Source organism: Streptomyces sp. NPDC052064 (genome assembly GCF_055585925.1).
Genome location: NZ_JBVJJE010000016.1, coordinates 34,518 through 46,367, shown reverse-complemented (window position 1 = coordinate 46,367; position 11,850 = coordinate 34,518). Strand labels below are relative to the sequence as shown.

Below are 11,850 nucleotides of genomic sequence, written 5' to 3'. Positions count from 1 at the left end.
AAGAAGGTACGTGGGGCTGGCTACCTGCCGTAATGGGTGTGGCGTGGATCTCTTGATCAATGCTTGAGGGGAGGGTCCGGACCGCGGTCGGCGGACCGGTCAGCTCGCGAGCGCCGTCGTCACCCTCACCTCGCGCACCGCCACCACGTCCATCCGCGCGGGCGAACCGAGGACTGCCGCTCCACAGCTCTCCGGCCGGGGCGGCAGGGCCGCGCCCTGAGCCACCTCGACCTGCCAGCGGCGCCCGTCGGCGTGGGCGACGGTCATCTCCCAGCGCGGGGCCGCGCCGGCCGTCCGTACGACGCTCAGCGCCTCCGCGGCGTATTCGCCGATCTTGGTGCGCACTGCGAGTTCGGCCGCCTGACCGGGCCGTTCCCAGGCCGAGCGGCCCCGGCACCCCTCCACGACGATCCGCCCCTCCCGCGCGCCGTGCAGGACCTCCTTGAGGGTGTGCGCCTCGGCCCGGCCGTACGCGTATCCGTACGGCAGCACGAGCACAGTCGGGGAGAAGCGGTGACCACCCAGATGGGTGACCTCCCAGACGCCATCGACCCCGGAGATGACGAGTTCGGCCGCGAGAGGCCGGCCGAGAAGGGCGCAGCAGCGGTCGCGCTTGCCGTTGGTGCAGACGAGGGCGAGCGGATCTCCGTCGTGGGGCCGTCCGCCGAGCACCGCGTCGAAGGAGCGGTGCTCGCCCCGGCCGAGTGCGGCGAAGTCGAGATCGAGGAGTTGCCCGGGGTCCGAGGTCGTGGCCTCGTGCAGCCACACGTTTCCCGGAACGGTGTGGGCCGCGTACACCCGGCGGGTGGCGGGCATCCGGCGGTCCGCGTGGCGTCCGGGGCGGCGGATGAGCACGATCCGTACGCCCGTGTCCTTCGCTGCTGCCTCCAGGGCACGGCCCAGTGCGGGGTCCAGGTGGCTCGAAGTGAGCGCCTTGGCACCCCACGGACCGGGCTGTTCCAGCAACAGCCAGGTCCTCGCGGTGGCCGCGGTTCCCGAAACGGGCTCGTCGTAGTCCCGGGAGACGCTTGAGCACGTACTCACAGAGGTGAGCCTAACCTGAGTTGGCTCACCGAGACTCTCGGCCCCGTCCTGCGTTACTCCGGTAGTGGCTGAGGCGGCTTCGGACCGGCATAGAGACCGCTCGGGCGCATGCGCAGCGGGCGCTCGCCGTACTCCTCCAGGGCGTGGGCGATCCAGCCCGCCGTACGGGCCACCGCGAAGATCGTCTCGCCCGCGGTCGGAGGCATGCCGCAGGACGTGGTGAGCACGGCGAGCGCCAGGTCGACGTTGGCGTGCAGGGGGGCGTGGCGGGCGGTGGTCTCGACGATGTCCCGGGCCGCGAGGAGGGCGGGTTCCGCGCGCGGGATCTGCTCCAGGAGGGCGAACAGGGCACGCGCGCGTGGGTCCTCGCCCGGGTAGAGCCGGTGGCCGAGTCCCGGGATACGGCGGCCGGCGCGCAGCTCGTCCGCGATCACGGGCGCGGCGTCACCCTGGTCGAGCACATCGACGAGCAGCCGGTGGGCGAGCCCGCTGGCCGCGCCGTGCAGCGGGCCCTCGATCACGCCGAGTCCGGCGGAGACCGCCGCGTACGCGTGGGCACGGGCCGACGCGGCGACGCGCACCGCGAGCGTGGAGGCGGCCAGGTCGTGGTCGACGAGGAGGGCGAGGGCAGTGTCCAGGGCGCGCAGGGACGCCTCGTCGGGGTCCTTGCGCGGCGACAGCCGGGTCCACAGGCGGTGGGCCAGGGGCCCCTTGTCACGGCGGTCGTGTCCCGCCGGCGGCAGAGCGGCGACGAGCGTGGGAATGAGGGTGCGCGCCGTGCCGAGCACGGCTCCCTCGGACAGGTCGAAGCGCAGCGGGTCGGCGGTCGCGGCGGCGATCGTCGCGACGCGCAGCAGGTCGGTGGGCGCGGCGTGTTCGGGCAGCGCGTCGACGGCGCGGCGGGCGACGGCGACCGAGGCGGCCGGCGCGGTGAACGTGCTGCCCGGCTGCATCCGGCCGGTCCACAGCCACTCCGCGACCTCCTCGTAGGTGTGCCGGGTGGCCAGGTCGACCGCGTCGACACCGCGGTAGTAGTAGCGGTCGCTCTCGATGAGCGTGATGCGGGTCCGTACGGACAACTCGCCGCCGGAGGGGGAACTCCCCGCGCTCTCCCGCCTGTTACGCCGGGCGAGCGCCTCGACCTCTCTGGCGTCGAAGGTGCTGCCCCGGCCGCCGGTCACCCGTCGGCTGCTGAGCTGACCGCGGCTCACGTACGCGTACACGGTCTCCGGCTTCACGCCGAGCAGCTCGGCGGCCTCCTTGGTGCTCAGCCGCCGTTCCGCGTCGAGGGGGGCGGGTTCTTGATCGCGCATGGGGGTCACCGTATCCGCCTAGCGGACCATTGACTGCTGTATTGATTGAATCAATATTGACATAAGTCAAGTCAACCATGGACAGTCGAATCAAGTCCAGGGAGGAAGACATGTCCGTCAACAAATCCGCAGCCGCTCTCATCGACGCACCACGGGGACTCGCCGGTGTCGTCGTCACCGACACCCGGATCGGTGACGTCCGTGGCGTCGAGGGCTTCTACCACTACCGGCAGTACTCCGCCGTCGACCTCGCCCGAACCCGCACCTTCGAGGACGTCTGGCACCTGCTCGTGCACGGCGACCTGCCGGACGCCCGGCAGAGCGCGGCCTTCGCGGCGGAGACCGCGGAGCTGCGGCGGCTGCCCGGCGAGGTACGAGCGGCCCTGCCGGCCATCGCGGCGGCCGGCGGGCGCTCCGGCCCGCTCGCCGGGATGCGCACGGCACTGTCGCTGCTGGGCGCGGCCAAGGGTTTCCGGCCCGTGTACGACATCGATGCCGACCGGCGCAGGCAGGACACCCTGGAGGCGGCCGCGGCCGTACCCACGCTGCTCACCGCGCTGCACCGGCTGGGGCAGGGACTCGAGCCGGTGGAGCCGCGCGAGGACCTGCTGTACGCGGCCAACTACCTTTACATGTTGACCGGTTCGGTGCCGACCGAGCAGCACGCACGGGCGATCGAGCAATACCTGATCTCAACCATTGATCACGGATTCAATGCGTCAACGTTCACGGCTCGGGTCGTCGCGTCGACGGGTGCGGACGTGGCGGCGTGCCTCGCCGGTGCGGTGGCGGCGCTGTCGGGGCCGTTGCACGGGGGTGCGCCCAGTCGCGCGCTGGACACCCTGGACGAGATCGGCACCCCGGACCGTATCGACTCCTGGGTGCGGCAGCGGGTGCTCGCCGGTGAGCGCATCATGGGCTTCGGGCACGCGATCTACCGCACGGAGGACCCGCGGTCGCGGATGCTGCGCGAGGTCGCCCAGGGGTTCGGCGGTCCGCGGGTGGACTTCGCCGTGGAAGTCGAGCGGCAGGTCGAGACGATCCTGGCGGAGCTGAAACCGGGCCGGGAACTCCACACCAACGTCGAGTACTACGCGGGCCTGGTCATGGAACTCTGCGGCCTGCCCCGCGAGATGTTCACACCGACGTTCGCCGCCGCGCGGGTGGTCGGCTGGAGCGCCAACATCCTGGAACAGGCGGAGGACACGAAGATCATCAGGCCGGTGGCGCGCTATGTGGGACCAGCCCCGCAAGTGAGTGGCCGAAAGTGAGGTCGGCGAACAAGGCAACTCCCGGCGCAGGTGCTGCTGCGCTGAGTTGATCGGGCGTCGCGACGGCGTGGCCTCCTTCGGCCAGGTCGGCGCCAAGCCCGACGTCTGGCCCGCGAGTGCTGCTGACAATCGTTCACTTCGTCGCGATCCCCACGGCTCGTATCCTGGGGCGGCATCCCATCCTCGTACGTGTGCCGGGAACGCGAGCCGGTGCACGCGTCGGCGTGAGAGAGGTCGCACGGTGAGCCTGCCGAGCCCGGAACCGCAGCAGATCCCGGTCGTCGTCCTGGCCGGATTCCTCGGCTCGGGAAAGACCACACTGCTCAACCACCTCCTCCACCGCAGCGGCGGCAGCCGTATCGGCGCCATCGTCAACGACTTCGGGGCCATCGAGATCGACGCGATGGCCGTGGCGGGGGCGCTCGGCGACTCGACGGTCTCGCTGGGCAACGGGTGTCTGTGCTGTGCCGTCGACGCGAGCGAGCTGGACCAGTACCTGGAACGGCTCGCGGAACCCTCCCTCGGCATCGACGTGATCGTCATCGAGGCGAGCGGGCTGGCCGAGCCGCAGGAACTCGTGCGGATGGTGCTTGCCAGCGAGCACCCGGGGATCGTGTACGGCGGGCTCGTCGAGGTCGTCGACGCCGCCGAGTTCGACGACACCCGGTCCAGGCATCCCGAGATCGACCGGCATCTCGCGCTGGCCGATCTCGTCGTGGTCAACAAGCTCGACCGGGCGGCGGACGGCGAACGCGTCCTCGGACTGGTCCGCTCCCTCGTCGACCGCGCCGCCGTCGTCCCGGCCTCCTACGGCCGCATCGACCCCGAGTTCCTCTTCGACTGCCGGCCGAGTGAGGAACGCATCGGGCAGCTGTCCTTCGACGACCTGCACGAGCACGGCGCGGACGACCACGCCGAGCACCTGCACAGCGCCTACGACAGCCTGTCGTTCGTCTCGCGGGAGCCCCTCGATCCGCGCCGACTCATGGAGTTCCTCGACAGCCGTCCCGAGGGGCTGTACCGGATCAAGGGCTACGTCGACTTCGGGCCCTACGACGTCCACAACCGCTACGCCGTTCATGCCGTCGGGCGGTTCCTGCGCTTCTACCCGGAGCCGTGGCCGGCCGACGGTGAACGCCTCACCCAGCTGGTCCTCATCGGCTCCGCCATCGACACCTCCGCCCTCGACAAGGAACTCGGCGCGTGCAGGAGCGACGCCCCACACGCCGACGAGCGCGGCATGTGGGGCGTCCTCAGGTACGTACAGAACCCGGAGGAGGACCCGGCAGAGCCTGCCTGAGCCCTCTAGACCGGCCCCGCCACCACGGCCACCGTCTTCGCCAGGGACACACCCGAGCCGTCACGCCGCGGGTCCATCTCCGGGAGGTCGGCCGGGGTGCCGTTCTTCTGCGCCGCGAGGGCCGGGGCCGGGCCCGCCCAGGCCAGGGACAGGCAGTCCTCGCCCTTCAGGAACCGCTGGCAGCGGACGCCGCCTGTGGCGCGGCCCTTGCGCGGGTACTGGTCGAACGGGGTCATCTTGGCCGTCGTCTGCACGGAGTCGTCCAGCGTGCCCCGCGAGCCGGCGACGGTGAAGACCACGGCGTCCACGGCCGGGTCCACCGCCGTGAAGGAAATGACCTTCGCGCCCTCGGAGAGCTTGATGCCGGCCACCCCGCCGGCGGGCCGGCCCTGCGGGCGGACCTGGGACGCCTGGAAGCGCAGCAACTGGGCGTCGTCGGTGATGAAGACCAGGTCCTCCTCGCCGGTGCGCAGCTCGACCGCGCCGACGATCCGGTCGCCTTCCTTGAGGGTGATCACCTCGAGTTCTTCCTTGTTGGCCGGGTAGTCCGGCACCACGCGCTTGACGATGCCCTGTGCCGTGCCGAGCGCCAGGCCCGGCGACGACTCGTCGAGCGTCGTCAGACAGACCACCGTCTCGTCGTCCTCCAGGGAGACGAACTCCGCCAGCGGGGCGCCTCCCGCGAGGTTCGGCGTCGACAGCGACTCCGGGAGCTGGGGCAGGTCGACCACGTTCAGCCGCAGCAGCCGGCCCGCCGAAGTGACCGCGCCGACCTCGCCCCGGGCGGTGGCCGGTACCGCCGAGATGATCACGTCGTGCTTCACGCGCTTGGCACCGGCGTCCTCCGCGAACGGCTCACCGTTCGCCGTACGGGCCAGCAGACCCGTCGAGGACAGCAGCACGCGGCACGGGTCGTCGGCCACCTGCAGAGGCACCGCGGCGACCGGGGCGCCGCCCGACTCCAGCAGGACCGTACGCCGGTCGGTGCCGAACTTCTTGGCGACCGTGGACAGTTCGGTGGAGACCAGCTTGCGCAGCTCCGTGTCCGAGTCGAGGATCCGGGTCAGTTCCTCGATCTCCGCGTTGAGCCGGTCCTTCTCCGTCTCCAGCTCGATGCGGTCGTACTTGGTCAGCCGGCGCAGCGGCGTGTCGAGGATGTACTGCGTCTGCACCTCGCTCAGCGAGAACTGCTCCATCAGGCGCTGCTTCGCCTGCGCGGAGTTCTCGCTGGAGCGGATGAGACGGATGACCTCGTCGATGTCCAGCAGGGCCGTCAGCAGGCCCTCGACCAGGTGCAGCCGGTCGCGCTTCTTGCCGCGGCGGAACTCCGAACGCCGCCGTACGACGTTGAAGCGGTGGTCGAGATAGACCTCCAGCAGCTCCTTCAGGCCCAGCGTGAGCGGCTGGCCGTCGACCAGGGCCACGTTGTTGATGCCGAAGGACTCCTCCATCGGCGTCAGCTTGTAGAGCTGCTCCAGGACCGCCTCCGGCACGAAGCCGTTCTTGATCTCGATGACCAGGCGCAGACCGTGCTCGCGGTCGGTGAGGTCCTTGACGTCGGCGATGCCCTGGAGTTTCTTCGAGCCCACCAGATCCTTGATCTTGGCGATCACCTTCTCCGGTCCGACCGTGAAGGGCAGCTCCGTGACCACGAGACCCTTGCGGCGGGCCGTCACGGGCTCCACGGACACCGAGGCCCGGATCTTGAACGTGCCGCGGCCGCTCTCGTACGCGTCCCGGATGCCGGACAGGCCGACGATGCGGCCGCCGGTGGGCAGGTCCGGGCCCGGGACGTGCTTCATCAGGGCGTCGAGATCGGCGTTCGGGTGCCTGATCAGGTGGCGGGCGGCGGCGATGACCTCGCGCAGGTTGTGCGGCGGCATGTTCGTGGCCATACCGACCGCGATGCCCGAGGCGCCGTTGACCAGGAGGTTCGGGAAGGCGGCCGGCAGCGCCACCGGCTCCTGCTCCTGGCCGTCGTAGTTGGGGTTGAAGTCGACGGTGTCCTCTTCGATGGACTCCGTCATCAGGCTCGTCGCCTCGGCCATCCGGCACTCGGTGTACCGCATGGCGGCCGGCGGGTCGTCGTTGCCCAGCGAGCCGAAGTTGCCGTGGCCGTCGACCAGGGGGACGCGCATCGAGAAGGGCTGGGCCATGCGCACGAGGGCGTCGTAGATCGACGCGTCGCCGTGCGGGTGCAGCTTGCCCATCACCTCGCCGACGACGCGGGCGCACTTGACGTACCCGCGCTCGGGGCGCAGGCCCATCTCGTTCATCTGGTAGACGATGCGGCGGTGCACCGGCTTGAGGCCGTCGCGCGCGTCGGGCAGGGCGCGGGAGTAGATGACCGAGTACGCGTACTCGAGGAAGGAGCCCTGCATCTCGTCGACGACGTCGATGTCGAGGATTCTCTCCTCGTACGAGTCGTCGGGCGGCGGGGTCTTCGTGCTGCGGCGGGCCATCGCTGCCGGCTCCTTGCTGAAGCGTGGAACGAGATCTGACGCCGACCATTGTGGACCGCCGCACTGACAACCGGGACCAGGACCCTGTCTACGGCCTCCCCGGCAGGGGTCTGCAGGCGGTCCGAGGGCGCCGCTCGTCGGGCCGCGGCGGCGGCCGGGCCCCGTCGGAGGACTGCCGTGGGCCGGCCTGTCCGTGGCCTTTCGTCCGGCGCCCTCCCGGCTCCGGCCTGCCTTCCGTGTGCCGGGATCACCGCGCGCGGACACGGTGGCCCCGGGCCCCGGGCCGGGCACGCTGTCGCCACCGCACACCGCCCCGGGCCGCTTCCCCCTCTCGCTCTCCGCGTACGCCCCCCGGGAACTTCACCAGGGCCCCGCAGACTTGCATACAGTGGCAGGACTCGCCAGGAAAACCGCGGTTTGAACGACCGCGCCGCGATCGAAGGGACGTACATGCCCATGGGTCACACGGCCACCGCCCAGGCAGGCTCCGGGGGCCTGACAGCGACCGAGCACCGCCTGGCCAACGGCCTGCGCGTGGTGCTCTCCGAGGACCACCTGACCCCGGTCGCGGCGGTGTGCCTCTGGTACGACGTCGGTTCGCGCCACGAAGTCAAGGGGCGTACCGGCCTGGCTCACCTTTTCGAGCACCTGATGTTCCAGGGTTCCGCCCAGGTGAAGGGCAACGGCCACTTCGAGCTCGTCCAGGGCGCGGGCGGCTCGCTGAACGGCACCACCAGCTTCGAGCGGACCAACTACTTCGAGACCATGCCCGCCCACCAGCTGGAGCTCGCCCTCTGGCTGGAGGCCGACCGCATGGGCTCCCTGCTGGCCGCGCTCGACGACGAGTCGATGGAGAACCAGCGGGACGTCGTCAAGAACGAGCGCCGGCAGCGCTACGACAACGTTCCCTACGGCACCGCCTTCGAGAAGCTGACCGCCCTCGCCTACCCGGAGGGCCACCCCTACCACCACACCCCGATCGGCTCGATGGCCGACCTGGACGCGGCCACCCTGGAGGACGCCCGCGCGTTCTTCCGCACTTACTACGCGCCGAACAACGCCGTGCTCTCCGTGGTCGGCGACATCGACCCGGAGCAGACCCTGGCCTGGATCGAGAAGTACTTCGGCTCCATCCCCGGCCACGACGGCAAGCCCGCGCCCCGGGACGGCACGCTGCAGGAGATCATCGGCGAGCAGCTGCGCGAGGTCGTCGAGGAGGAGGTCCCGGCGCGCGCCCTGATGGCCGCCTACCGGCTGCCGCACGACGGCACGCGCGCGTGCGACGCGGCCGACCTGGCCCTCACCGTCCTCGGCGGCGGCGAGTCCTCCCGCCTGTACAACCGCCTCGTACGGCGCGACCGTACGGCCGTGGCGGCCGGCTTCGGCCTGCTGCGGCTCGCCGGGGCGCCCTCCCTGGGGTGGCTGGACGTGAAGACCTCCGGTGACGTGGAGGTCCCGGTCATCGAGTCCGCCATCGACGAGGAGCTCGCCCGGTTCGCCGAGGAGGGCCCCACGGCCGAGGAGATGGAGCGCGCCCAGGCCCAGTTGGAGCGCGAGTGGCTGGACCGGCTCGGCACGGTCGCGGGCCGCGCCGACGAGCTGTGCCGGTACGCCGTTCTCTTCGGCGACCCGCAGCTCGCCCTGACCGCCGTGCAGCGCGTGCTCGAGGTGACGGCCGAGGAGGTCCAGGAGGTCGCCAAGGCCCGCCTGCGGCCCGACAACCGCGCGGTGCTCGTCTACGAGCCCGTCGCCGACGAGGCCGGCGCCGACACCACCGAGGACACCGCAGCCGCGGCCATGAACGAGAACGAGGAGGCGGCCAAGTGACCGAGCTCGCCACGATGGACTTCCACCCCCGGCCGCAGGCGGGCGAGGCCAAGCCGTGGGCCTTCCCGGCCCCCGAGCGCGGCACGCTCGGCAACGGGCTGACGGTGCTGCGCTGCCACCGCCCCGGCCAGCAGGTCGTCGCCGTGGAGGTGCTGCTGGACGCACCCCTGGACGCCGAGCCGGCCGGCCTCGACGGCGTGGCCACGATCATGGCCCGGGCCTTCTCCGAGGGCACCGACAAGCACTCCGCCGAGGACTTCGCCGCCGAGCTGGAGCGTGCCGGCGCCACCCTCGACGCACACGCCGACCACCCCGGCGTCCGGCTCAGCCTGGAGGTGCCGGCCTCCCGGCTCGCCAAGGGGCTCGGCCTGATCGCCGACGCGCTCCGGGCACCCGCGTTCGCGGACAGCGAGGTCGAGCGGCTGGTCCGCAACCGCCTCGACGAGATCCCGCACGAGCTGGCCAACCCCGGCCGCCGTGCCGCCAAGGAGCTCTCCAAGGAGCTGTTCCCGGCGGGCTCGCGCATGTCGCGGCCCCGCCAGGGCACCGAGGAGACGGTCGCCGCGATCGACTCCGCGGCCGTACGCGCCTACTACGAGAAGCACGTCAGGCCCGCCACGGCCACCGCCGTGGTCGTCGGCGACCTCACCGGCATCGACCTCGACGCCCTGCTCGGCGACACGCTGGGCGCCTGGACCGGCTCCGCGGCCGAGCCGCGCCCGGTACCGCCGGTGACCGCCGACGACACGGGCCGGGTCGTCATCGTGGACCGCCCCGGTGCCGTCCAGACGCAGCTGCTGATCGGCCGTATCGGCCCGGACCGGCACGACCGTGTGTGGCCCGCGCAGGTGCTCGGCACGTACTGCCTCGGGGGCACCCTCACCTCCCGCCTGGACCGTGTGCTGCGCGAGGAGAAGGGCTACACCTACGGGGTGCGGTCGTTCGGCCAGGTCCTCAGGTCCGCCCCGGACGGGACCGGTGCCGCGATGCTCGCCATCAGCGGCTCGGTGGACACGCCCAACACCGGCCCCGCCCTCCAGGACCTCTGGACGGTGCTGCGCACCCTCGCCGCCGAGGGGCTGACCGACGCCGAGCGGGACGTCGCCGTGCAGAACCTGGTCGGCGTGGCGCCGCTGAAGTACGAGACGGCGGCGGCCGTCGCGAGCACACTGGCCGACCAGGTCGAGCAGCACCTGCCGGACGACTACCAGGCCACGCTGTACCGGCAGCTCGCCGCGACCGGCACCGTGGAGGCCACCGCGGCGGCCGTCAGCGCCTTCCCGATGGACCGTCTGGTGACCGTCCTCGTCGGTGACGCGACGCAGATCAAGGGCCCGGTCGAGGCCCTGGGCATCGGCGAAGTCTCGGTCGTCGCCGCCGAGTAGGCGCACGCGCGCGCAGGGGCCCTGGTTGTCTTCTAAGGCACCAGGGCTCCTTTATGCCCGAATTAGTGCGGAGGTTGCCTGTCTGCCCTGTGGGATGCGCTACAAAAACCGGGATCCGTTTGGGAATTGAAAGTGGCCCCGCTTAGGTTCGTCCGGGCTGTTCGTCAGGCAGTGCGCCGCACCCGCGGCACCGGACAGTCATCGCCGAGTCCCCGTACGGCGCGAGCCAGGGGAGCCGGGGACCCAACGCAGTCCCTGGGGTGAATCGGACGCCCGCGCGAGCCGCGAGGGGGTCCGTAGGAGACCTTCCTGCTCCGAACCCGTCAGCTAACCCGGTAGGCGAGAAGGAAGGAAAGGACCAGCCACTCCATGGCGTTCACCCGCGCCACCGGGAAGCACCGTCGTCCCAGCCGTATGCAGCGCGGCACAGCCCGCGCGGCGGGCGTCGCGGCCCTCGCCACCACCGGCGTCATCGGCACCGTGGCCGCCCCGGCCTTCGCCGCCGAACCCGCCGCCGAGCAGACCGGTCTCACCCCCGTCGTCACCATGGGCGACACCGTGGCCCAGCAGATCGACGCCCAGGCCGCCGCTCAGCAGCAGGCGGCCGAGGAGGCCGCCGCCAAGAAGAAGGCCGAGGAGGCCGCCCGCAAGCGGGCCGCCGAGGCGGCCAAGGAGGCCAAGGAGGCAGCCGAGAAGGCCCGCGAGGCCAAGGAGCGTGCCGCCCGCGAGGCCGAGCGCAAGCGCCTCAACACCTTCGTGCCCCCGATCTCCGGCTCGTACGTCTCCACCGGCTACCAGGCCAGCAGCGGCCTGTGGTCCTCCGGCAGCCACACCGGCGTCGACTTCCACGCCGCCAGCGGCACCTCCGTCCACGCGGTCGGCAGGGGCACGGTCGTCGAGGCCGGCTGGGGCGGTTCCTACGGCAACCAGATCGTCATCAAGATGAACGACGGCACCTACACCCAGTACGGCCACCTGTCGTCCATCAGCGTCTCGGTGGGCCAGCAGGTCACCCCCGGCCAGCAGATCGGCCTGTCCGGGGCGACCGGCAACGTCACCGGCGCGCACCTGCACTTCGAGGCCCGTACGAGCCAGGAGTACGGCTCCGACATCGACCCCGTCGCCTACCTCCGCTCGCACGGCGTGAGCGTCTGACGGCGTAGCACACCGCTTCCCGAGGCCCCGGCTCCCCGAGCCGGGGCTTTCGGCGTTTGTGACGCCCGACTGTCCAAAAAATATCCATGGATT

Annotated in this window: 8 protein-coding genes and 1 riboswitch; of the genes, 5 read left to right on the top strand and 3 right to left on the bottom strand. The window is 71.4% G+C overall.

Annotated features, from left to right (window positions below; translation table 11 throughout):
* Positions 1 to 99: 99 nt before the first annotated feature.
* Positions 100 to 1,044 carry a sucrase ferredoxin gene (locus tag ACZ6TU_RS34725; RefSeq protein WP_467680978.1) on the bottom strand — a complete coding sequence of 315 codons (945 nt, stop codon included), beginning with the start codon at positions 1,042 to 1,044 and terminating at the stop codon, positions 100 to 102.
* A gap of 53 nt (positions 1,045 to 1,097) precedes the next feature.
* Entirely contained in the window at positions 1,098 to 2,357 is a 1,260-nt protein-coding gene (locus tag ACZ6TU_RS34720; protein ID WP_467680976.1) for a citrate synthase family protein, read from the bottom strand.
* Positions 2,358 to 2,467: 110 nt separating this feature from the next.
* On the opposite strand from ACZ6TU_RS34720, the gene ACZ6TU_RS34715 reads away from it, so the two are divergent.
* The gene (locus tag ACZ6TU_RS34715) at positions 2,468 to 3,628 is read left to right on the top strand and encodes a citrate synthase/methylcitrate synthase (RefSeq protein WP_469552854.1); all 1,161 of its coding nucleotides are present in this window, start codon (positions 2,468 to 2,470) and stop codon (positions 3,626 to 3,628) included.
* A gap of 241 nt (positions 3,629 to 3,869) precedes the next feature.
* Entirely contained in the window at positions 3,870 to 4,928 is a 1,059-nt protein-coding gene (locus ACZ6TU_RS34710) for a CobW family GTP-binding protein (protein WP_467680972.1), read from the top strand.
* 5 nt (positions 4,929 to 4,933) lie between these two features.
* Here the strand turns inward: ACZ6TU_RS34710 and ACZ6TU_RS34705 are convergent, their stop codons facing one another.
* Positions 4,934 to 7,390: a DNA gyrase/topoisomerase IV subunit A gene (locus ACZ6TU_RS34705; RefSeq protein WP_467680970.1), complete on the bottom strand. Its 2,457-nt coding sequence runs from the start codon at positions 7,388 to 7,390 to the stop codon at positions 4,934 to 4,936.
* Positions 7,391 to 7,840: 450 nt separating this feature from the next.
* Between ACZ6TU_RS34705 and ACZ6TU_RS34700 the strand changes: the two genes are divergently transcribed.
* The 3 genes from ACZ6TU_RS34700 to ACZ6TU_RS34690 all read left to right on the top strand — a co-directional run bounded on the left by ACZ6TU_RS34700 (position 7,841) and on the right by ACZ6TU_RS34690 (position 11,757).
* Entirely contained in the window at positions 7,841 to 9,217 is a 1,377-nt protein-coding gene (locus tag ACZ6TU_RS34700; RefSeq protein WP_467681131.1) for a M16 family metallopeptidase, read from the top strand.
* On the top strand, positions 9,214 to 10,602 hold the full coding sequence (locus ACZ6TU_RS34695; RefSeq protein ID WP_467680968.1) for a M16 family metallopeptidase: 1,389 nt from the start codon (positions 9,214 to 9,216) through the stop codon (positions 10,600 to 10,602). The genes ACZ6TU_RS34700 and ACZ6TU_RS34695 overlap by 4 nt, the downstream gene beginning before the upstream one ends.
* 192 nt (positions 10,603 to 10,794) lie before the next feature.
* Positions 10,795 to 10,958: riboswitch (cyclic di-AMP (ydaO/yuaA leader) on the top strand.
* Positions 10,959 to 10,971: 13 nt separating this feature from the next.
* Complete coding sequence (locus ACZ6TU_RS34690; protein WP_467680966.1) at positions 10,972 to 11,757, top strand: M23 family metallopeptidase; 786 nt, start codon at positions 10,972 to 10,974, stop codon at positions 11,755 to 11,757.
* Positions 11,758 to 11,850: the final 93 nt, after the last annotated feature.

Coding starts and splice junctions, on each gene's coding strand:
- ACZ6TU_RS34720 (WP_467680976.1), bottom strand. CDS start 2,357: ATGCGCGATCAAGAACCCGCCCCCCTCGACGCGGAACGGCGGCTGAGC.
- ACZ6TU_RS34715 (WP_469552854.1), top strand. CDS start 2,468: ATGTCCGTCAACAAATCCGCAGCCGCTCTCATCGACGCACCACGGGGA.
- ACZ6TU_RS34705 (WP_467680970.1), bottom strand. CDS start 7,390: ATGGCCCGCCGCAGCACGAAGACCCCGCCGCCCGACGACTCGTACGAG.
- ACZ6TU_RS34700 (WP_467681131.1), top strand. CDS start 7,841: ATGCCCATGGGTCACACGGCCACCGCCCAGGCAGGCTCCGGGGGCCTG.
- ACZ6TU_RS34690 (WP_467680966.1), top strand. CDS start 10,972: ATGGCGTTCACCCGCGCCACCGGGAAGCACCGTCGTCCCAGCCGTATG.